Raw genomic sequence first — 20525 nt, forward strand, 5'->3', positions numbered from 1 at the left:
AATCAGGCGCGAAAGGAATCCCCCCTCTATGGCCTATGCTCATTCCGACAAGACCCAGCTGACCTCAGAAGACGTCCGCGCCCGCCTCAAGCTTGAGGGCGGCAAGGCGTTCGTGATGCACACCGATTTTGCGCCTGCCGGGGACCAGCCTACGGCCATCAAAGAGCTGGCGGGCGGCGTTATGGACGGCGAGCGCGATCAGGTTCTGCTGGGCGCGACCGGGACGGGCAAGACCTTCACCATGGCCAAGGTGATCGAGGAAACGCAGCGCCCCGCCATCATCCTTGCGCCCAACAAGACACTGGCCGCGCAGCTATACGGCGAGTTCAAGGGCTTCTTCCCCGAAAACTCGGTCGAGTATTTCGTGTCCTACTACGACTACTACCAGCCCGAGGCCTACGTGCCGCGCAGCGACACCTATATCGAGAAAGAATCGCAGATCAACGAACAGATCGACAGGATGCGCCATTCGGCCACGCGGGCGCTACTGGAACGGGACGATGTGATCATCGTGGCCTCGGTGTCGTGCATCTACGGTATCGGCTCGGTCGAGACCTACGGGGCGATGACGCAGGATCTGAAGGTCGGCAACGAATACGACCAGCGACAAGTGATGGCTGACTTGGTCGCCCAGCAATACCGCCGCAACGATCAGGCCTTTCAGCGCGGGTCCTTCCGGGTTCGGGGTGACTCGCTGGAGATCTGGCCCGCCCACCTCGAGGACCGCGCCTGGAAGCTGTCCTTCTTTGGCGAAGAACTGGAACAGATCACCGAATTCGACCCGCTGACCGGCGAACGCGCCGCCACAATGGAGCAGGTGCGCGTCTATGCAAACTCGCACTACGTGACGCCGAAACCGACGATGCAGCAGGCGATCATCAGCATCAAAAAGGAACTCCGCATCCGGCTCGACCAATTGGTGGGCGAAGGCAAACTGCTGGAAGCGCAACGTCTGGAGCAGCGTACCAATTTCGATCTGGAAATGCTCGAGGCTACTGGTGTCTGCAACGGGATCGAGAACTACTCGCGCTACCTCACGGGTCGCGCGCCGGGTGAACCGCCCCCAACCCTGTTTGAATTCATCCCCGACAACGCCATTGTCTTTGCCGACGAATCCCATGTCTCGGTCCCGCAGATCGGCGGCATGTACCGGGGCGACTATCGGCGCAAATTCACACTGGCCGAACACGGGTTCCGCCTGCCGTCGTGCATGGACAACCGACCCCTCAAGTTCGAGGAATGGGACGCCATGCGCCCGCAATCCGTCTTCGTCTCGGCTACCCCTGCGAAATGGGAGATCGAACAGACCGGCGGCGTCTTCACCGAACAAGTGATCCGCCCCACGGGCCTTCTTGACCCTGAGGTCGAAATCCGCCCTGTGTCGATGCAGGTGGACGATCTGCTGGACGAGGTGCGCAAGGTCTCCGCCAATGGCTTCCGCACGCTGGTCACGACCCTGACCAAACGCATGGCCGAGGACCTGACGGAATACCTGCACGAACAGGGCATCAAAGTCCGCTACATGCACTCGGATATCGACACGCTGGAACGCATCGAAATCCTGCGCGACCTGCGGCTTGGGGCGTTCGACGTGCTGGTTGGCATCAACCTTCTTCGCGAAGGCCTCGACATTCCCGAATGTGGGCTGGTCGCCATTCTGGACGCGGACAAAGAGGGGTTCCTGCGCTCCGAGACCTCTCTGGTCCAGACCATCGGCCGCGCCGCGCGAAACGCCGATGGCCGGGTCATCATGTATGCCGACAAGATCACCGGCTCGATGGAGCGCGCGTTGAACGAGACCAACCGCCGCCGCGCCAAGCAGATCGCCTATAACGAGGAACACGGCATCACGCCCGAGACGGTGAAGAAGAATGTCGAGGACGTTCTGGCCGGTCTCTACGAAGGCGACGTCGACATGAACCGCGTCACCGCCACGATCGACAAACCGATGCACGGCGCCAACCTCGAGGCTCATCTGGACGGTTTGCGCGAGAAGATGCGCAAAGCAGCCGAGAACCTGGAATTCGAAGAGGCCGCCAACATCCGCGATGAGATCAAACGTCTCGAAGCGGTCGATCTGGCTGTCGCTGACGATCCCATGGCGCGCCAATGGGCGGTTGAGAAGGCATCCGAGGATGCTGTGAAATCGCGTGGACGGTCAACGGCTGGCAGACCAGGGCAACGGGGTGGAAATGTGAAAAGGCGTAAGAAGTGACGCTAAATCCACCAGAGCAACGGTCCAATTTCTTTTCAACTGACGAGTACGAAGACGTTGTGCAAAGCGTCGACTTGGTCGTGCAGCTTTTGCCAAGCGTTTCTTCAAAACCTTGGAATTGGAAATGGATAGTTATTGCGCTTCATAGTGCGCTTCAAGGAACCTGTGTGTGTGCCTTAACCCAGACTGATGGCTTGGGCGCTTACAAAAGAGACACCGAAAAACAAGTACGTAAGGCGCTTTATGACAGTTCTGAACAAACCGACATCACAGAAGCTTATTCGCCATTGATTGAAGGGCAAATTGCTCCAATGCCCCAATTGATAAAAAGAGTATTCGGTGTTGATTATTATGACCTTGATGCAGCTGTTTTCGAAACGGATGATGAACAAGAAAGTTCCTTGAGGCTTTTGCATGCGCTTCGAAAGGATTTCTCGCATTTTGCACCGCAAAGTTGGAGCATCGAGACAGCTGGATTGCCCGAAATGGTCAAACACGTTTGCGATATAATTGAAGACGTAGCTTTTTTGCGTCATGTTCATCGACACAATCGCTTTTTCGATACTGACTTGAAGCAGCGGCTAGAGCAGCTTCGAGGGTTGCCGATTTTGAAAAGTTGACTCCTTTAGTAGATGGGCTGGCGCCGGTCTAACACCTTTTTTCTGTCGCTTTTTTGTCTCTGCATCCCACACTCCACCCTTGCAGCCCAGCGATCCCTCCTCCACGTTTGAAATCACAATTTGTGATTCCAAACGGTTGCCATGACGAACCCCAACGCCCTGCCCAGCACGCATGAGGTCCATAGCGCCATTCACCGGGTGCGCGGTACTCGCGTTGTACTGGCTGAGGATCTGGCGCAGTTCTATGGAAAATCCGTCAGCGCCTTCAATCAGGCCGTCTCGCGCAACAAGGACCTGTTTGAAGGCTACCGCTTTCAGCTGTCCGATGCCGAGGTCGCCGATTTGCAATCACAGAATGTGATTTCAACACCCAAGGGCCGCGGCGGGCGGCGGGTCAATCCTTGGGTCTATACGGATTACGGCGTGGCCATCGCCTCGGCTCTATTCAAGGACCCGCGCGCGATCAGGATCACCCGGATGATCACCGAGGCCTTTGTCGACGGTGTGAACGCTCTGGCCGAGACCCCGCGCAGCGTGCCCGAAATCCTGCCACCCAAGGACGCCCCCGCCCCGCTGCTGCCCAATGGTGCGCAACTGCGCGATCTGGCCGAAAACATCCTCGATTCCGGGAAGCAAAGCCTTGTAGACTATATCGCCAGCCCCAGCACCAATCGCAAACAAGCCGTGGCGGCGATCATGAAGACGCTGGCCGAAACCGCCAGCGAAGATGTCCGCACCCAGCAGGAACGCTTGCGCCTGAGCATTGCCCAGCGCTTGGCCACCGGCGACTATGCTGACGATGATGACCGAAAGCGGCTGCTGGACTTGTTGAATGCAATGAAGGGCTAGCCCGTTACACACTTGTCAAAGGGCAATCTGCGGCTAGGTTCCTCGCTATGCGCTTTGTCCTGCTCTCACTGCTGCTCGGCAGCCCCGCCTATGCGTGGAACGCCACGATTGGCGACATCTGCACGTTGACACACGAGACAGAAGCAGAGGAGATCCGGCTTACCTACGATCCGGCGCAGCCGCTCTATACGCTCGAGATCACGCGCCGCGCCGAAGGCTGGACACAAACGCCTTGGTTTGCCATGCGGTTTGAAGGCCCAAACCCGATTGAGATTGGAACGCCACGACACAAGCTGTCGGACGATGCGATGTCCTTGTTCGTCTCAGACACCGGTTTTGGCAACGTCTTGGATGGCCTTGAGTTCAACCAAACAGCCTATGCCTTCACGCAAGACCACCTGAGTGAATTCTCACTGGAAGGCGCCGCGCCAGAGGTGCGCAAGTTTCGCACCTGTGCAGCGTCGCTGCTCTCGTAGCATTGCCTGACGTGGCGCGGAGCGGCGTCCGGTCAAACGTGCGTTCAGCCTTTGTCCCAATGGGCAATCACGTCAAAGCCTGCCGGGGTTGGCGGCGCTTCCATGAACGCGGCGAAATGCCCCCAAAGCTCGGCCACTTTGGGAGCGTTTGCGTTCGAGATATCCTCGCTTTCGACCACCGAGATCACGTATCCGGTGCCGTCCTCGTTCATGACATTGGTAAAACAGTGCATGCCGGGCATGCCCATGATTTCAGATTTCAATTCGTTCATCTTCGCCGTGGCCGCCTCGCGCGTGCCGGGCTTCATTTTAAATTGAGTTACGCGTGCAAACATCTTTGTCCTCCCAAGCTGGGCAAAATTGCCCGATGGAGGCACCAAACTGGTACCAACGCCGCGCACCATAGCATGAACTGGCAGATTCCCGCAGCGTCACAGGCCAAGCGGTAGCGGAAGTAATAGCCCTCAACCCACGGGTTTTAGGGCTTTATGAACTTGGCGTTGCCCAAGGACCTTTGGTTGACGGTTGTTTCGCGGGGCGTGGTAGTGCTTGGTGATGGGACCGTTTGACGCTGCGCCACATCCGGTCCACAGGCCACTCCATCACCGTCGGGATCGTTGCGCGGATGATATCCCGCATAGCCTTCGTAAAACGTGCCGAACCCCACGGCCCGAGAGGCATCGCAACCGGCCAGCGCGATTAGGTGCACCATGGCTTCATCCCGACCATAGTCTGAAAGGCGCACGAACATGTTGAAGGAAATCAACGCGACGGTCAGCGGCAGGCACAGAACCATAAGCAGAATACGCACGGGAGAGAGCGCGCGTCGCCGGGCAGCTTCGGCCCGGAGCTGACGTTTGGTCGGCAAGGGTTCGTCCAACTTGGATTTGCGAAACATCATTCCACCGCGATACAGGGGATTTGTGGCGAAGCCGAGGCAGAACACGGCTCGCACACAAAGATCAGAGCGGATAGGATTGCCCTCACGCTTACCAATGCGAGGCAAAATGCCAACCAAAGACCCCTACCAACCGCTGGACGACACCGCCCGGGGCTTGATCCGCGAATTGATGGATGAGGCGACCCATGCTGCGCTCGCCGTTCTGAGCCCGGGCACCGCTTTGCCATCAGTATCGCGGATTGCTCTGGCGATAGATGCCAAGGGGCAGCCGATCTCGCTGATTTCAAGCCTATCGGATCATAGCCTGGCGCTACAGAACAACCCGGCCTGCGCCCTTCTGATCGGGGATCCAGGCCCAAAGGGGGATCCGCTGACGCATCCTCGGCTGACCTTGCACGCGACGGCTCGTTTGGTTGCAAGGGGAACGGCGGATCATGACGACCTCCGCCAGAGGTATCTGTCACTGCGCCCGAAGGCTAAACTCTATGCAGATTTCGCCGATTTCAGCTTTGTCCGCTTTGAGATTGAAGATGGGCTGTTGAACGGCGGGTTTGGCAAAGCTTACCGCATTGATGCCACAGACATCTGACACCGGGACACGGGACCTGCGTCAATTGAAGGTCTCAGCCACGTCATACATGACCGGCTCGAAACTCTTGCAAAGCTCATTGATCTTGCGGTTGCGGTCGCGCATTTCCGGTGTGCGCAGCATAGCCAGAAAATCCTCGCGCCGTTCCCATTGCGAATAATTGGCAATCCGGGTCTGGGCGTCGTTGACATGCAGGCCGGCCGATACAAAACCGGGCTGTTTCGAGATGAACTCGGAGTAAGCATCCGTCAGCGCCTCTAGCAGGTCCTGACAGGTGCCGGGTGTCATCTCAAATGTGGTGATAACAGTTTGAACGCTGGCGGTTTTGGCTATGGTCGGCATCTGAGTCCTCCTTTGGCTTACCTTCAGCCTAGCACAGGATTCCCAAACGTCTTGTCTTTCCTGTCACCCAAAGCGAAGCCGCCCCGATACAGGGGCGACTGGCTGCTATCGTTACTCTTCCAGACGCATCTGTACCGATACATCGCCGCTCAGGCTTTCGGCCCAGCGCAATTGGACGGCATCGCCATTGCTGCCCTGTTCCACATCGGCATAGGGAAAGGAATGGCGCACCGACCCAAGCGCCGTTCTGAGCGGCCCCAGAACCGCCACCGCATCGCAACTGCGAGCCTTGGAGCCAAACGGCAACCGACCGTCCGAGTCGATGGTCCAGACCTGCGAGGCCGAGTTCTGGCTGTGTCGCACCCGCAGCGGGTTTTCCACCTTGGCATCAATACCGTGATAGGTGTTGTTGCTGAACGTGACGTTGATGTGCTGATCCGCATCCAGATCCGCAAAGGACGTATCCACCCGGTCGGCGCGCTCTAGGTCCGTCCCGTTTGAGCGGAACTTGTTGCCCGTCACCGCCAGCCCGTTCAGAAAATGCCCCGGACCGTGCGGACGGATCACGATATAGCTGAACCAGGGCGGAGCCTCGCTGGAATAGAAGATATTGTCGGTGATGCTCATGGCGCTGAAGGAATAGCCCGAGACATAGGCGGGCGTCGTGTCCCGCTCGTTCGTCCACTGCACAAAGCAATTGTCCACGTAGTTCTCGGCGACGGTCGAGCTGTTATAGGTGCCGATCATGATCAACCCTGCGGTCCGCACGCCTTGCGGGATACTGTCGCCCTGGAAGAAGTGGTTGCCAAGGATCATGTTGTTGTCACCGCCGATAACCGCAAAATGCTTGAAGCGCACTGCCCGGTTGTGGCGGATCTTCACGTCATTCGAGGTAGTGTTCAGCGCGATGGACTTGCGATCCGGGACAATGAAGGACTCTTCCGAGGACAGGAACTGGCAATTGTCGATCAGCATCCCTTTACAGCCCGTGCCAATCGAGGTGATGCCGCGATCCAGCGGACGGCTGATGAAACAATCCGACAATGAGAATGTGCTGCCCGCCGGTGCCAGGCGAATGGCGCTGCATCGGCCGTTGCACTGGAACTCGATCTGCTCCATCCCGAACTTGCGCAGCACTCCGAAATTGCCGAAATCCAGCAGGTATTTGAAGGACACGAAAGTGAAGGTCTGGGTGCCTGCCGCGTCGTACATTGGCGCGTTCAGCGTCAGCTCTCCGGCGCTTTCATCCTTGCCGCGCACGTAGATCTCGCGCCCGACGCCGCTGCCCTGAACCAGCGAACCGATTGGGATATTCGCCACATTGGCCACATTGGTCAGACGGGTCGAATCCGCCGGATCATAGGTCGCAACCGAGGTGAAGGTCTCGGTATCCCAGGCCGAGCTGCTTTTGACATCGAACTGACCGTTACGGATGACCCGACGGGTCGAAAACCCCGGCTTGTTGGGAACGGCGGCAAACATGTCGATAGGGGCCGTCACTTCGATCTTGCGCCCGCCCAGATCCAGCGATTCATGGTCCGAGTTGTTCAGCAGCGCCTGAAACGCCTTTTTGAAGGCCAGCTCTTCATTCCCGAACGCGCCAATATAGGCGGGCAGATCATAGTTTTTCAGCAGCAAAAGCATCTTGTCGTCGGGCATCGTGACCGTGCCTTCAAACTCGACCTCTGAGGACAGCGTGGTGTTCTCGGCCAGACGATAGGTGCCTTGGGGCACAAAAATGCGTCGGCCTCCGGCGGCCTGATCCGCCGCCTCGAACGCGGCCGAGTCGTCGGCAATGCCGTCGCCCACCGCGCCATAGTCGCGCACATCGACGCGGCTGATGATCTCACGCAGGAACACGCCGGTGACATCTGTAATCTCCAGATCATCGACGCGGATGACGGCCCCGTTGGCACCCTCAATATCAATGCCGAAATGACCATAGAGCGCACTGACACCCCAAGCCATATCCACGCCTGGACGTCGCCCGGTGCCCACAATCGCGGTGATCTCGGTCACCGCGCCATAACTTGTCAGCTGGGTGGCTGGGCCTTGCTCGATCACGCCTGTCAGATGGGTGTCGCCTGCTGCACCGGCCCAGGCGGCGATCCGCACCTCGGGCAGAGGGCCACTGATCGCCTTGACCCGCGCCTTGATCTGCAAATAGCACCCCGGCAGGATCGGGGTCTGGCCCATGTAGCGCAACTGTTGCGGGCTGTTGATCTTCAGGATCTCAAGACAGCCACCAAAATCCGCATCCGACGGCACAAACGCCCCGGTGCCCGAGCCATCATAGGTCGGTGAGCCCGGCGTACCATCGCCCGCAGACCACACGCCCAGACCGTTTTTGAAAGCAGGCGGCATGAACACAATGCCGTCGGTGATTGCCTTGTTCATAGAAATCCCTTTCCTCGTCGCGAAGCCCAATGGCTGCACGTTCAAACGCCGTGTTCAGGTCCATCCCGAACGCGACAGTCTGAGTATCCAAAAGGGATTAACTGCCACTCATGCGACCGTGACGGTGGTGTTGCATCAGGCTGCGGGGTCGGCGCGCCCAAGTAGCTGCACACCGTTGATCTTCCAGCCATTCTCCTGCTGGATCATCTGATAGTCGAGAATGTGAACCGCGCCATCGCCATCGGTGATCATGACCTTCTGCCACAACGCGCCTGCGACCTCGCGCAGTTCCAGAAACCGCACATCAGAGGGACGCCAGACCATGGGATAGCCATTGCGTACCATCGCTCCGAAATTGTCCGAGTTTCCGAATAGACGCTGAATATTGGGGCTGGCAAAGGTAAAGGCGGTGGCGAAATCATCCGCCTTGAAGGCCTGAATCTGGGCCGCGATATTGGCCTCGATCTCGGCATTCTGGGCAAACGCACCCGAGGCCAAACCGGCGCTCAGGGACAGGGCAAGCAGTAAACGACGCATGGGGCTACCTCCTGACGGAACGGTAGCCCCATGCGGGATCAGGTCAAATCAGACCAGCTCTCCGGCCAAGGCCTTGTCGATCAGCGCGATCGTTTCCGGCACGCCGTAGAGGGCAACAAAACCACCAAAACGCGGACCTTGCGAGGCCCCCAACAGCACCTCGTAGAGGGCGGTGAACCAGCCACGCATCGGGTCAAACCGCTCACGTCCGATGGAATAGACCACCGATTGCAGCGCCTCATCCTCGGCAGGGCCGTCATAGGCCTCAAGCGCGGCTTTCAGCGCCTCCAGCGCTTCGCGCTCTTGATCCGTCGGGACGCGGTGCTTGCGCGTTGGTTTGACGAAATCGTTGAAGTAACGCACGGCAAAACCCGCCGCCTGATCCAGATCGGGGTGGCTTTCTGCCGTCGCCTCAGGCGCGTAACGGCGGATAAAGCCCCAAAGCGCCTCTTTGTCCTCGGCCCCGGAAACCGACGCGAGGTTCAACAGCATGGCGAACGGAACGATCAGGGTCGATTCCGGAACGTCACCGCCATGGATATGCCAGACCGGATTGTTCAGCTGCGCCTTCAGATCCTGCCCCGGATAGGCCCGCAACTGTTGATGGTACTCATCATAGGCTTTGGGAATGACGTCGAAATGCATCCGCTTGGCCGTCTTGGGTTTTTGATACATGAAATACGACAGGCTTTCCGTCGGCGCATAGGTCAGCCATTCGTCGATCGACACGCCATTGCCCGACGATTTCGAGATCTTCTGGCCGTTTTCATCCAGAAACAGCTCATACGAGAAATGCTCGGGCGCTCGGCCACCCAAAGCACGGCAGATCGCGTCATAGATCTTTTCGTTGGTGGCGTGTTCTTTGCCGTACATCTCGAAATCGACACCAAGCGCAGCCCAGCGCGCGCCAAAGTCCGGCTTCCACTGCAACTTTACGTTGCCGCCGGTCACGGGAACGGTCCATTCCTTGCCCGTCTCATCATCAAAGGTCACGGTGTAGGTTTCGGCACATACCTTTTTCATCGGCACATACATCACCCGCCCGCTTTCGGGATGCAGAGGCAGGAAGATCGAATATGTTTGCTGCCGCTCTTCGCGGAGACTTTTCAGCATGATCGCCATGATCTCATCGTAGCGTTCGACAGCACGCTTTAGGATCTCGTCAAACTGTCCGGACTCGTAGAATTCCTTGGCCGAATAGAACTCATACTCGAACCCAAAGGTGTCGAGGAATCGGCGTAGCATAGCGTTGTTGTGCGCCCCAAAGCTTTCGTATTCACCGAATGGATCGGGAACCGAAGTCAGCGGACGCTGCAGGTGCTGCTCCAGAATCTCCGGGTTCGGCACGTTGCTTGGCACTTTGCGCATGCCGTCCAGATCGTCCGAGAAACAGATCAGCTTGGTGGGGATATCCGACAGGGCCTCGAATGCGCGCTTGACCATCGTGGTCCGCGCGACCTCCCCAAAGGTACCGATATGTGGCAGGCCCGAGGGGCCATAGCCGGTCTCGAACAGCACAAACCCCTTCTCCGGAGCGTTCTTCTGATAGCGTTTGAGCAACCGGCGCGCCTCTTCGAAAGGCCAGGCCTTGGACGACATTGCGGTTTCACGCAGTTCAGACATCAGATTTGCTCCATCGGGAAAAACGGCGCCGATCGCACTTTGCAACCGACCGGCCCCTCCTATTGTGCCGTTGCAGCATGAGTCAATAAAAGCGAGGGGTTTTTCCGAGGAACAAGGCCGATTTAACCGGTCAACTGGTCCAGTTTCGCCGCCCAGATAAAGTCATTCTCGCTGAGCCCGCCGATTTCGTGGGTTGTCAGCCTGACATCCACATAGCCCCAGCCGAACGAGATATCAGGGTGGTGGCCCTGCTGATCCGCCAGCCATGCACAAAGATTGGCCAGGTAGGTCGCCTTAGCAAAACCCTTGAACGCGAAGTGGCGGCTTAGCTCGGTCGACCCGGCATTCAGTGTCCATTCCGACGACAGCTCGCCCAAATGAGCATTCGCTTCATCTGCCGTCAAGGCTGGAATGCCGCCGGAACAAGGTACACAAGTACGGTCTGACAAATTGCAGGTTTGTCCTGTTGTAGTCATTTTCGATCACTCCGCTGCTGTTGCTTTGGGTGGGAACTTGTTGGGCAACAATCCAAGCGACTGCGCCTGCTTTACATCTGCCAACAGGTCCCTGTCGGCCGCGGCGAACAGCGCCTCGGGGTCTTGCAGAACAAAGTAGCCCATCTGGTGCATGTCGATCCGGTATGGAGTACGCAGGATCGTCAGCACGTCGAACGGGTCCCGGTCCGGAATATCGCTTTCGACCGCATAGACAAGTTCAGTAGGCGAGGACGCCAGACCCGAACCCAGCGCTTTGATTTCACCATCTTGCCATCGTAACCCGAACTCGACCGAGAACCAATAGAGCCGGATCAGCCAAGCATAGTCCTTCGGCCCAGCCTGCACCCCGGCCTTGCCGATGGCCTGACTGAACGCCGCAAATCTGGGATCGCTGAGCAAGGGCGTATGCCCAAAGATCTCGTGAAAGATGTCCGGCTCTTCAATATAGTCGAAATCCTCGCGTGAGCGGATGAAGGACGCCGCCGGAAACACCCTGTCAGCCAGCATCCCGAAGAAGGTCTTGAACCCGATCAGAGCCGGCACAGGCTGAACCCGCCATCCAGTTAGGTCCAACAAACGTTCCGAGATATCCGTGCAGGAGGGCACACGGGTCTTCGGCAACTCCAACCGTTTCAGGCCGTCGAGATAGTCACGCGCCATGTATTTCTGCACGTTGTCCTGCTGCGCCGCATAGAGATCGGCCCAAACTGCATCCTCTTCAGCCGTATACGCGATATGACCCTTCGCATCGGCGATTTTAGCGCGGTATTTCGTTGTTTTCGGCATCTTCTCCTCCCCTTCGCAGACATTCTATTCAAGGGAGATGGCGAATTCAGTTTCTCTGGATGGAGAAATCGACTAAAGTTGAAGTATTCATTTTGCGTCTGGAGAGAAATTGACACAAACATTTCAACCTGCTGATCTGGCCATCCTGCAACAGCTGCAAACCGATGGCCGACTATCGATGCAGGAGCTTGCAGACCGCACGGGCCTGTCTGCCTCGCAATGCTGGCGTCGGGTGCGGGATCTTGAGGCCTCAGGCGTTGTATCGGGCTACACTGCGCAGGTCCGCGCCAAGTCTGTCGGACTGAACGCCATTGCCTATATCCACGTCGCATTGCAGAGCCATCAGGAAGACAGCATCAACGCCTTCCTCCGTCTGGTTGAGACAGAACCTCAGATCGTGGAATGCGCGTCGATTACCGGAGATCATGACTTCCTCCTCAAGGTCTATGCCAAATCGCCCGAAGATCTTGAGCTTTTCATCATGCAGCGCCTTTTGAAGTCAGGCCTGGTACGTGACACCCGTAGCAACTTCGTGTTGCGCCAAACCAAAACTCGAGGGCCATTGCCAATTCTCTGACGCGCGCCAGCAAAAGCCGTTGAACCTGCCCGCCAGCCCTCCTATCGTGCGACGGCAGCAAATGACTCAGGACGACCCAATGACCGATCAAGTACCACACCCGATGTCTCCGCAAGATTGCCTTGTGGCGATCATGGTTGCGATCTCGGCGTCGGATGAGACGATCCGCACCGCCGAACTGGTCAAGATCGAAGGCGCGGTGAATATGCTGCCTGTTTTTGCGGGCTATGATATCGACCGCACGCGCCGGGTCTCGCAGATCGTGTTCGACCTGTTCGAGCAGGAAGACGGGCTGGATGCGCTGTTTGGCCTGATCCGAGAAAACCTGCCCGAACGCCTGAATGAAACCGCCTATGCGCTGGCCTGCGACGTAGCCGCCGCAGACGGTTCGCTGGCCGAGACCGAGCTACGTTTGCTGGAAGAAATCCGCTATGAGCTGAACATCGACCGTCTGCACGCAGCCGCGATCGAACGCGGTGCCCGCGCGCGCCACACGATTTAGGTTCAACTGCCGTAGAGAGACCCCCAGCGTTCAATCAGCGCCCGCTGAAGCTTGCGCGACCGGCGGTTCCAACTACGGGCACCTTCGGGACGCTCGCGTTGTTCGCGCGGGATCGTGGCGCGGTGGTCCACATCTGCGGTAAAGATCGCAAAGGCCAGTTCGGACCCGTCGGCCGTGGTTAGAAAGCCGCCAAGACCCGAGACGAAGTTCAGCGTTCCGGTTTTTGCATTCACCTTGATGGGGTGATCCTTGACCGCCCGACCCTGACTATCGGTCAGCGTGAAAGGCTTGAGCAAGGGCCGCAGCGCCCCGGTTTTGCGCGCAGCAACAAGCGCCTTCACCAAATCGCCGGGAGGCATGCGAGACGCATCACCCAGGCCCGAATGATCCACCATGGCGATTTGACTGGCCCCATAGCTCTCAGCCGCCCAGCGGTTCATCTCAGCCGCCGAGTCCGCCAGATCGCTCGGCCTGACCCCGCGTGCTTTAGTAGCCGCCATACCAACCATTTCTGCAGTTAGATTGGTCGAGTATTTCAGCATCCCTCTCAGGATGCTCTCCAACCGGTCGCTCTGGTGGACAACCAACGCAGTGCCTTTCGGGGTTTCCTGCGTGACTTGCACCCGACCCAGAACAATCCCGTTTGAGCGGGCAAGCGTGCGAAACACATCGCCCGCATAAAGCGCAGGTTTTCGAACGGGTAACCAACGTGCGCCGCCATTGCCTAGCGCGCCTTTGGCCACGGTCCAGCGGTCCTGACGTGCGCTGGGTTGATAGGTGTAGATCGGCAGGCTGCGCGGTTCCACCCGCATCACGGCCATATCGACATCCGGGCGGTACTTGGCGCTGCGCGCATCCATCGTGACGTTGTAACTCGTCCCGGCCCGCTTCCATTCGAAATGAACACGGTTGAAGTTCAAAGAAATTCCACTGATCGCCGGGCTATAGCCCAGATGATCTGGCTGCCCTGGGTCGATGCTGTACACGTAGGGCAAGGCTCCGTCATAGACTTTGAACGCCCCGCGAACTTCGGTCACCCCAGCCTCGCGCAGATTGGCTGCCATGCTTGCCAATGCATCAGTATCCAACAAAGGGTCGCCGCCACCGACAAGGATCAAGTCGCCTTTAAGAATGCCATTCTCAATTGGCCCATCCGCCAGAAGCTTGGTCTCAAAGCGATGATCTGGACCCAGTACGTCCAACGCATAGAGCGCGGTCAGCGCCTTGCCCACACTCGCCGGAGGCAACCCGGCCTCACCCCCCAGCGCCTCAAGCTGAGTGCCTGTCTCAACATCTGCCACAGCAAAGATCACATCGCCCCGCAGCCCGGCTGCGCGCACAAACCGCTCGGCCCCGGTCAGCTGAGGCCCTCGGGCCTGAGGCCGCAAGGATACCAAAGGCGCCTGCGCCATGGCAGCCGCAGGGATCGCAGATGCGCTCAACCCTGCCAGAAACAATCGGCGTGAAATAAGATCAACCATGGGTCAATTAAAATCCCAGAGATGAAATTTGGACAACCATTGCATGAGAATATGCAGGCAATGTGGCTATTCGGGCAACACTCCGTTTGCCCAGATGCCGCGATTGCGAAGTTCAGTTGAACTGAGATTGACCATCGGCACGTTCACGAAACACCATGCCGGCGCCTGCGCGCGTCCCAATAGATGCCGCGCCTGCCCGTCAATTCTGTAGGGTGCGTAGACCCGCGCCGCTGGCGACATCCGCGCGGAAATTCGATCCCCCGGTCGCGCCACAACGCCCACGGGGACGCTGTCCATGATCAGCCGCCAGTCCTTCCATTGGTGAAACTGCGCCAGATTGTCGGCCCCCATGATCCAGACGAACCGAACTTGAGGATAAAGCCGCCGGAGGACCGCCAGAGTATCCGCAGTCGCCCGCGTACCCGTCAGCGCCTCGATATCCGTAACGTCCACCCGAGGGTGCTGCATCACCGCCCGCGCGGCCTCTAACCGACGCGGCAAAGGCGCAGGCCCTTGCTGTTTCAGAGGGTTACCCGGAGAAACCAGCCACCACACACGATCCAAACCGAAAGCCTTCATCGCCTCAAGGCTGACATGCACATGACCTTGATGCGGAGGATCAAAGGACCCCCCGAACAGCCCAATGACCTGTCCGGGCCGAGCATATGGTATCTGGCTGCGCAACATCCTTTGCTGTTGTTCAGAAGTGAAGCAGCTTGTCAATCAATCGGTTGCACCGTGTCGCCCACCCGAACGCGTCCAGGGCGCACCACTTCCGCACACCACCCGCCATGCCCACGCACGGCGGAATAGCCGCCTTTTCCCAGCGCTTCCTCCATCCGGCTGCAAGGTGCGCAGATCACGGTAAAGCGCAGAACCGCCTCTCCTACCTGCACCTCGCGTCCTTTGAGCGCGGAGAGGTTAATCCCCGAAACCACCAGATTGCGCCGCAATATCTCTGGCGCGATCGGCCCTTGTCCAAGGTACGAGCCAATCGCTTCCAGATGCTCCTGCTGGATCAAAGTCAAAGCCCTCTTACCCGCTCGACTGCGATCTCCATCTAAAACATCAGCGGAAATCATAGCCTCACCTAAAGTGACGATCTCCGCCCGTCGGGCTGGACGCACTCCGATCCAATCGACCCGACCGGGCTTTGCCCAACCAGCAATCAATTCCGCAAGTTCTGACATCTCATGCGCCTCTCAAACCTTGGCCACTCTAGCCCACGCAAGGTCTACGCAAAAATCACGAAACCACCAGCTTGCCCCGCCCGCTCCGCTTGGATATCAAGCGTTTCAACCCAATTTCCCCGACCCAGAGGACGCGACATGGCCGCCTATCAATATGTCTACCACATGCAGGGTGTCTCAAAGACCTATCCCGGTGGCAAGAAGTGCTTTGAAAACATCCACCTGAGCTTTCTGCCCGGCGTGAAAATCGGTGTCGTCGGCGTCAACGGCGCGGGTAAATCGACACTGATGAAGATCATGGCCGGACTCGATACCGACTTCACCGGTGAGGCATGGGCGGCCGAGGGCGCCAAGGTGGGCTATCTGCCGCAGGAACCGCAGCTGGATGAATCGCTGTCGGTCCGCGAAAACGTCATGCTGGGCGTCGCGGCAAAAAAAGCCAAGGTGGACCGGTTCAACGAGATCGCCATGGAGATCGCCGAGAATTACTCGGACGAGTTGATGGAGGAAATGACCACCCTGCAGGACGCGATCGACGCGGAAAACCTGTGGGACCTCGACAGCCAGATCGACGTCTCGATGGAGGCGCTGCGCTGCCCGCCGGACGACGCAAACATCGCCAACCTCTCGGGTGGTGAGAAACGCCGCGTGGCGCTCTGCAAGCTGCTGCTGGAAGCGCCCGACATGCTGTTGCTTGATGAGCCGACTAACCACCTGGACGCCGAGACCATCGCTTGGCTGCAACAGCACCTGATCGACTACAAAGGCACCATCCTGATCGTCACTCACGACCGGTATTTCCTGGATGACATCACCGGCTGGATTCTGGAACTCGACCGCGGCCGCGGCATCCCCTACGAGGGCAACTACTCCGCGTGGCTGGAACAAAAAGCCAAACGGCTTGAGCAGGAAGCCCGCGAGGACAAGTCCAAGCAAAAGACCCTGCAACGCGAGTTGGAATGGATGCGTCAGGGTCAAAAGGCCCGCCAGGCCAAATCCAAGGCGCGGATCAACGCCTATAACGAACTGGCCGAGCAGTCCGAACGCGAAAAGCTGACCCGCGCCCAGATCGTCATCCCCAACGGCCAGCGCCTTGGCGGCAAGGTGATCGAGGTCGAGGGCCTATCGAAACACATGGGCGACAAGCAACTGATCGAAGGGCTGGACTTTGCCCTGCCCCCCGGCGGCATTGTCGGCGTCATCGGCCCCAACGGTGCCGGTAAATCGACGCTGTTCAAGATGCTCACCGGTCAGGAACAACCCGACAGCGGCACCATCACATTGGGCGACACGGTCGAGCTGTCCTATGTCGACCAGTCCCGCGACGACCTTGCCGACAACGACACCGTTTGGGAGGCAATCACCGGCGGCGCCGAGATCATCCAACTGGGCGACGCACAGGTCAATTCCCGCGCCTATTGCTCGTCGTTTAACTTCAAGGGCGGTGACCAGCAGAAAAAGGTCTCGCTGCTGTCAGGTGGTGAGCGCAACCGCGTCCACATGGCCCGCCTGCTGAAAGAGGGCGGCAACGTCCTACTGCTCGACGAACCGACCAACGATCTGGACGTCGAAACCCTGCGCGCGCTGGAAGACGCCTTGGTCGATTTCGCCGGCTGCGCCGTTGTGATCTCACACGACCGTTTCTTCCTCGACCGGATTTGCACGCATATTCTGGCGTTTGAGGGCGATGCCCATGTGGAGTGGTTCGAGGGTAACTTCGAGGATTACGAAGAGGACAAAAAGCGCCGTCTGGGACCAGACGCGCTGGAGCCCAAGCGCCTGAAGCATAAGAAGTTTGCGCGGTGATTTCCGCTTGAAATCAGTGCTCTAAGCTCCCATCAGGGGTCTATGAACACTACTTTTCGTTTCGCGAATTGGTCGCTAACGGCAATTGGGGCGCTAGCGACTTTCGTAGGTTTGTATGAGTATTTTTGGGCTACTAGAACTGCACCCTATATCAACACGCACATTACATCCTGTTCACCCGAACAAGTAAGCGACGGCCTCGGCAATCGCGAAGCTGAAAGGCAAGAATTTCTTCAGTTCTTGAACGACAATGCATGGTCTTTGGTAGTTCTCGACCTGATCGTGGATCATGATACGTGCGATCATCCTGATGCAATTTACTACTCAGCAGAGTTTCCGGGCGTAGTGGAGTTCGAACTTGGACACGATGATCGCCATCTTCCAAGTTTGGGAAGCCACGGTGAATATCGGCAGGTAGGCGACTTTCACGACAGATCGTGGCACTCCACTGTTAGGTTCGAACAAGAACGCTTTTTTGATGACGTTATCGCCAATAGTAGTTTTGGTGACGATAAAGGAGCGCACGGGATCGTCGGTGTATTCTTTATCTCAAACATGAGCCACGAAGAAGGTTTGAATCGGTATGTGATTGTCCCGGTTCGCTATTCGTCGAAGAATGCGCTCGTTTTTTCTTGCACCGTTGCGATTGAAAGTTCCAACAGCAAGTTCGCGCGTCTTGGAGCATATATCTCCGAATGTCTTTTCTAGTAACAAGCATAGGACTAGGTTTAACCCCATCCTAAGGTTCTCCGTACGTGCCCACGGTGATGTTGCCTCCACTATGGACCCACCCGACCCGCACGGATATCGCGATGGATCGACGAATACGGCCAATCGGTTGGATGTTGTACGAACTCATGCTTGACCGGATTGCTCCAACAATATGCCATGTGATTGCGGTAATCCGTTTCATCACAGATACGGTGCTTCCAAAACTTGCGTTGCCAAGAAGTCGCTTCGCGTTTGTTCTGCCGTAGACCGGGCTTCAGCTCGGTAAATCTGCCAGTTGTCACGACGCTCAGGTTTGACGTCGCGGGTGCCGGGCTGAATCCCGACCTACGACTTGTTTTGTTTACACGCATGGTTAATCGCGCTGTGATCGCGCCCAAACGCGTCGAGTAATCCGCATCCCCCGGTGGCGAACTCCAAATTGCGTGCAAACAATTGGGCAAGACCACAAACGCATCGCACCAGAAAGACAGCTCATATCGTGGCGCCCCAAAAGCCGCACGCGAATGCGCAACGTTTCGCACCAAAAAATCGGACGACCTGTCGGCCAAAGAGACAGTGAAGAAATACTTCGCTCCGAGTATTCGAACGCGGCGGTAGTTTCTCATAAAGGCATCCCAACGCGCTTATGGCTGCCAACGCGTTAACCGATTCAACCCTTGCCACATCCCCACCCCAATGCCATATCCAAAGAGCTAACGTTTTTCTATTTCGACCCACTGTCTCCTTCTACGGCGCTCAGTCATTCGATCCAGACCGACGACGCCAGGCTGCCGCATCCACGTGGGCAGCACTAAACAGGAGACACGGATATGCCTGCAGGCACCGTAAAATGGTTCAACACCACCAAAGGCTACGGCTTTATCGCACCCGAAGATGGCGGCAAAGACATCTTCGTTCACATCTCGGCTGTCGAGCGTTCGGGCCTGACCGGTCTGGCCGACAACCAGAAAGTCACCTACGAGCTGCGCTCGGGTCGTGACGGTCGCGAAAGCGCGGACAATATCGAGCTGGCGTAAGCCACTCAGACGGGCGAGGGTAAACCTCGCCCTTTTTTGTGGCCGTAAGGCCTCACATCACAATTTCGTAATATCTGCCCCATAATTGACCAATTAAGATATCATTCTTGCATTCGAGTGATGATTTTTCAGGTCAATTCAAGAGGCGCACATGTTCACACGTCGTGTTTTTCTGGCCGGAACGGCCCTGAGCCTTCTCCCCGGTATTGCCGTTGCCAAGAAGGCTGCCGAGTATGATCCCACACCGCAATTTGTCCGGATCAAAAAGCAGTTTCAGCCGGGGCAGCTGCTGGTCGTGCCACGATCATTCTACCTGTATTACGTGACCGAACCGCGCAAGGCGGTCCGCTATGGCTGTGGGGTCGGCAAAGCCGGGTTGGAGTTCACCGGTACTGCGACGATCGACGTCAAGAAGGAATGGCCCACCTGGCGTCCCACGCAAGAGATGATTGAGCGGGATCCGGTGGCCTATGCCCGTTTCAAGGATAACGACTATGTTCAGCCTGGCGGCGGCGACAATCCGTTGGGCGCGCGCGCACTCTATCTATTCCAGAACGGGGTAGACACCTATTTCCGTATCCACGGCACAACGCAGCCCCAGACGATCGGGCGGGCCGCGTCGAACGGATGTATCCGGATGATGAACGAACACGTGGTAGATCTCTACAACCGTGTGCCGATCGGAACGGTCGTCACAGTGGTTTGACGGCCCCTAGCCCTGTTCACCCGACATCTTGACCAGTTCCAGCACGGATGGGCCAAGCGCCTCAACAATCCGCGCGACGCCTTGGGCATTCGGGTGAATCCTATCAGGCTGCATGTATTGGCTGACTGCGTTCGGATCACCACTCGAGGCGAGACCGTCAAAGAAACTCTCGGCGTAGAGGACATCAAACTGTTCAGCCAAATCCGGGTAGATCGTGTCGAACGCCTGTTTGTAGTCCGGACCATAGTTGCCGGGGGCCTGCATGCCGATCAGCAAAACGTCGACATCGCTTGTTTCAGCCGCGCTCAGGATTGCGGTCAAGTTGGCGCGCGACAGATCGGGATCGAGACCGCGTAGCAAGTCGTTGCCACCCAGCGCAACGATCATCGCGTCCACATCCGGCGTCAAAGTCCACTCGACCCGCGCCGCGCCGCCCGCCGTTGTATCCCCCGAGACACCTGCGTTGATCAAACGAACCTCGGCCCCGTTCGCCTGCAGCCAGCGTTCCAGCTGTGGGACAAACCCATCCTGTTCGACCAGCCCATAGCCTTGGGTTAGCGAATCCCCCAATGCGGCAATCACCACAGGCTCGGCTGTTGCAGTATAGCCCCAACTGACAAACAGCCCTGAAACCAGAACCTTGCGCAGAGCTACAAACGCTCCATATCCCAATTGACTGCCCT

24 protein-coding genes are annotated in these 20525 nt (G+C 57.8%); 11 read left to right on the top strand and 13 right to left on the bottom strand.

Features of this window, described 5'->3' with window-relative positions; all coding sequences use genetic code 11:
• The first annotated feature begins 28 nt into the window (after positions 1 to 28).
• The 4 genes from uvrB (at position 29) to ACR0NO_RS10280 (ending at position 4160) form a co-directional block, all read left to right on the top strand.
• Positions 29 to 2215, top strand: a complete 2187-nt coding sequence (gene uvrB, locus ACR0NO_RS10265; protein ID WP_480723874.1) for an excinuclease ABC subunit UvrB — start codon at positions 29 to 31, stop codon at positions 2213 to 2215.
• On the top strand, positions 2212 to 2835 hold the full coding sequence (locus tag ACR0NO_RS10270) for a hypothetical protein (RefSeq protein WP_480723875.1): 624 nt from the start codon (positions 2212 to 2214) through the stop codon (positions 2833 to 2835). Before uvrB ends, ACR0NO_RS10270 begins: the two co-directional genes overlap by 4 nt.
• Before the next feature lie 141 nt (positions 2836 to 2976).
• Positions 2977 to 3684, top strand: coding sequence for an ORF6N domain-containing protein (locus tag ACR0NO_RS10275; RefSeq protein ID WP_480723876.1), 708 nt, complete (start codon positions 2977 to 2979; stop codon positions 3682 to 3684).
• A gap of 47 nt (positions 3685 to 3731) precedes the next feature.
• A complete protein-coding gene (locus ACR0NO_RS10280) occupies positions 3732 to 4160 on the top strand; it encodes a hypothetical protein (protein WP_480543209.1) in 429 nt (142 codons plus the stop codon).
• Positions 4161 to 4204: 44 nt separating this feature from the next.
• On the opposite strand, the gene ACR0NO_RS10285 is transcribed toward ACR0NO_RS10280, so the two are convergent.
• Positions 4205 to 4495, bottom strand: a complete 291-nt coding sequence (locus ACR0NO_RS10285; protein WP_480723877.1) for a hypothetical protein — start codon at positions 4493 to 4495, stop codon at positions 4205 to 4207.
• A gap of 143 nt (positions 4496 to 4638) precedes the next feature.
• A complete protein-coding gene (locus tag ACR0NO_RS10290; protein ID WP_480723878.1) occupies positions 4639 to 5061 on the bottom strand; it encodes an excalibur calcium-binding domain-containing protein in 423 nt (140 codons plus the stop codon).
• A 106-nt stretch (positions 5062 to 5167) separates the two neighbouring features.
• On the opposite strand from ACR0NO_RS10290, the gene ACR0NO_RS10295 reads away from it, so the two are divergent.
• Positions 5168 to 5650 carry a HugZ family pyridoxamine 5'-phosphate oxidase gene (locus ACR0NO_RS10295; protein ID WP_480723879.1) on the top strand — a complete coding sequence of 161 codons (483 nt, stop codon included), beginning with the start codon at positions 5168 to 5170 and terminating at the stop codon, positions 5648 to 5650.
• A 21-nt stretch (positions 5651 to 5671) separates the two neighbouring features.
• Here the strand turns inward: ACR0NO_RS10295 and ACR0NO_RS10300 are convergent, their stop codons facing one another.
• From ACR0NO_RS10300 to phhA, 6 genes are all read right to left on the bottom strand, one after another.
• Entirely contained in the window at positions 5672 to 5992 is a 321-nt protein-coding gene (locus tag ACR0NO_RS10300) for an antibiotic biosynthesis monooxygenase family protein (RefSeq protein WP_170462743.1), read from the bottom strand.
• Positions 5993 to 6103: 111 nt separating this feature from the next.
• Positions 6104 to 8389 carry a glycosyl hydrolase family 28-related protein gene (locus ACR0NO_RS10305; RefSeq protein ID WP_480723880.1) on the bottom strand — a complete coding sequence of 762 codons (2286 nt, stop codon included), beginning with the start codon at positions 8387 to 8389 and terminating at the stop codon, positions 6104 to 6106.
• Between the two features lie 135 nt (positions 8390 to 8524).
• Complete coding sequence (locus tag ACR0NO_RS10310) at positions 8525 to 8926, bottom strand: DUF4864 domain-containing protein (protein WP_170639979.1); 402 nt, start codon at positions 8924 to 8926, stop codon at positions 8525 to 8527.
• A gap of 48 nt (positions 8927 to 8974) precedes the next feature.
• Positions 8975 to 10549, bottom strand: a complete 1575-nt coding sequence (locus ACR0NO_RS10315; protein WP_480723881.1) for a lysine--tRNA ligase — start codon at positions 10547 to 10549, stop codon at positions 8975 to 8977.
• 122 nt (positions 10550 to 10671) lie between these two features.
• Positions 10672 to 11025: a 4a-hydroxytetrahydrobiopterin dehydratase gene (locus tag ACR0NO_RS10320; RefSeq protein WP_170553353.1), complete on the bottom strand. Its 354-nt coding sequence runs from the start codon at positions 11023 to 11025 to the stop codon at positions 10672 to 10674.
• 6 nt (positions 11026 to 11031) lie between these two features.
• Complete coding sequence (gene phhA, locus ACR0NO_RS10325; RefSeq protein WP_480723882.1) at positions 11032 to 11832, bottom strand: phenylalanine 4-monooxygenase; 801 nt, start codon at positions 11830 to 11832, stop codon at positions 11032 to 11034.
• Between the two features lie 85 nt (positions 11833 to 11917).
• Here phhA and ACR0NO_RS10330 point away from each other — a divergent pair, with 85 nt between their 5' ends.
• Complete coding sequence (locus tag ACR0NO_RS10330) at positions 11918 to 12409, top strand: Lrp/AsnC family transcriptional regulator (protein ID WP_480555501.1); 492 nt, start codon at positions 11918 to 11920, stop codon at positions 12407 to 12409.
• 79 nt (positions 12410 to 12488) lie between these two features.
• Positions 12489 to 12911 carry a tellurite resistance TerB family protein gene (locus ACR0NO_RS10335; RefSeq protein ID WP_170378829.1) on the top strand — a complete coding sequence of 141 codons (423 nt, stop codon included), beginning with the start codon at positions 12489 to 12491 and terminating at the stop codon, positions 12909 to 12911.
• Positions 12912 to 12913: 2 nt separating this feature from the next.
• Here ACR0NO_RS10335 and dacB read toward each other — a convergent pair whose 3' ends face one another.
• From dacB to ACR0NO_RS10350, 3 genes are all read right to left on the bottom strand, one after another.
• Positions 12914 to 14392, bottom strand: a complete 1479-nt coding sequence (gene dacB, locus ACR0NO_RS10340) for a D-alanyl-D-alanine carboxypeptidase/D-alanyl-D-alanine endopeptidase (RefSeq protein ID WP_480723883.1) — start codon at positions 14390 to 14392, stop codon at positions 12914 to 12916.
• A gap of 66 nt (positions 14393 to 14458) precedes the next feature.
• Positions 14459 to 15079 carry a nicotinate-nucleotide adenylyltransferase gene (locus ACR0NO_RS10345; protein WP_170678854.1) on the bottom strand — a complete coding sequence of 207 codons (621 nt, stop codon included), beginning with the start codon at positions 15077 to 15079 and terminating at the stop codon, positions 14459 to 14461.
• Between the two features lie 32 nt (positions 15080 to 15111).
• A complete protein-coding gene (locus ACR0NO_RS10350; protein ID WP_170666874.1) occupies positions 15112 to 15582 on the bottom strand; it encodes an MOSC domain-containing protein in 471 nt (156 codons plus the stop codon).
• 138 nt (positions 15583 to 15720) lie between these two features.
• On the opposite strand from ACR0NO_RS10350, the gene ettA reads away from it, so the two are divergent.
• Complete coding sequence (gene ettA, locus ACR0NO_RS10355; RefSeq protein WP_171122439.1) at positions 15721 to 17388, top strand: energy-dependent translational throttle protein EttA; 1668 nt, start codon at positions 15721 to 15723, stop codon at positions 17386 to 17388.
• Between the two features lie 42 nt (positions 17389 to 17430).
• Entirely contained in the window at positions 17431 to 18096 is a 666-nt protein-coding gene (locus tag ACR0NO_RS10360) for a hypothetical protein (RefSeq protein WP_425084252.1), read from the top strand.
• Between the two features lie 71 nt (positions 18097 to 18167).
• Here the strand turns inward: ACR0NO_RS10360 and ACR0NO_RS10365 are convergent, their stop codons facing one another.
• Entirely contained in the window at positions 18168 to 18725 is a 558-nt protein-coding gene (locus ACR0NO_RS10365) for an REP-associated tyrosine transposase (protein ID WP_480723884.1), read from the bottom strand.
• Positions 18726 to 18929: 204 nt separating this feature from the next.
• Here ACR0NO_RS10365 and ACR0NO_RS10370 point away from each other — a divergent pair, with 204 nt between their 5' ends.
• Together ACR0NO_RS10370 and ACR0NO_RS10375 are read left to right on the top strand one after the other, a co-directional pair.
• Complete coding sequence (locus ACR0NO_RS10370; protein WP_170378838.1) at positions 18930 to 19136, top strand: cold-shock protein; 207 nt, start codon at positions 18930 to 18932, stop codon at positions 19134 to 19136.
• A gap of 151 nt (positions 19137 to 19287) precedes the next feature.
• Positions 19288 to 19842, top strand: a complete 555-nt coding sequence (locus tag ACR0NO_RS10375) for a L,D-transpeptidase (protein ID WP_170378840.1) — start codon at positions 19288 to 19290, stop codon at positions 19840 to 19842.
• Positions 19843 to 19848: 6 nt separating this feature from the next.
• On the opposite strand, the gene ACR0NO_RS10380 is transcribed toward ACR0NO_RS10375, so the two are convergent.
• Complete coding sequence (locus tag ACR0NO_RS10380) at positions 19849 to 20514, bottom strand: arylesterase (protein WP_170378842.1); 666 nt, start codon at positions 20512 to 20514, stop codon at positions 19849 to 19851.
• Between the last annotated feature and the right edge of the window lie 11 nt (positions 20515 to 20525).

The sequence above is a fragment of the Ruegeria sp. CL3 genome (assembly GCF_056536505.1).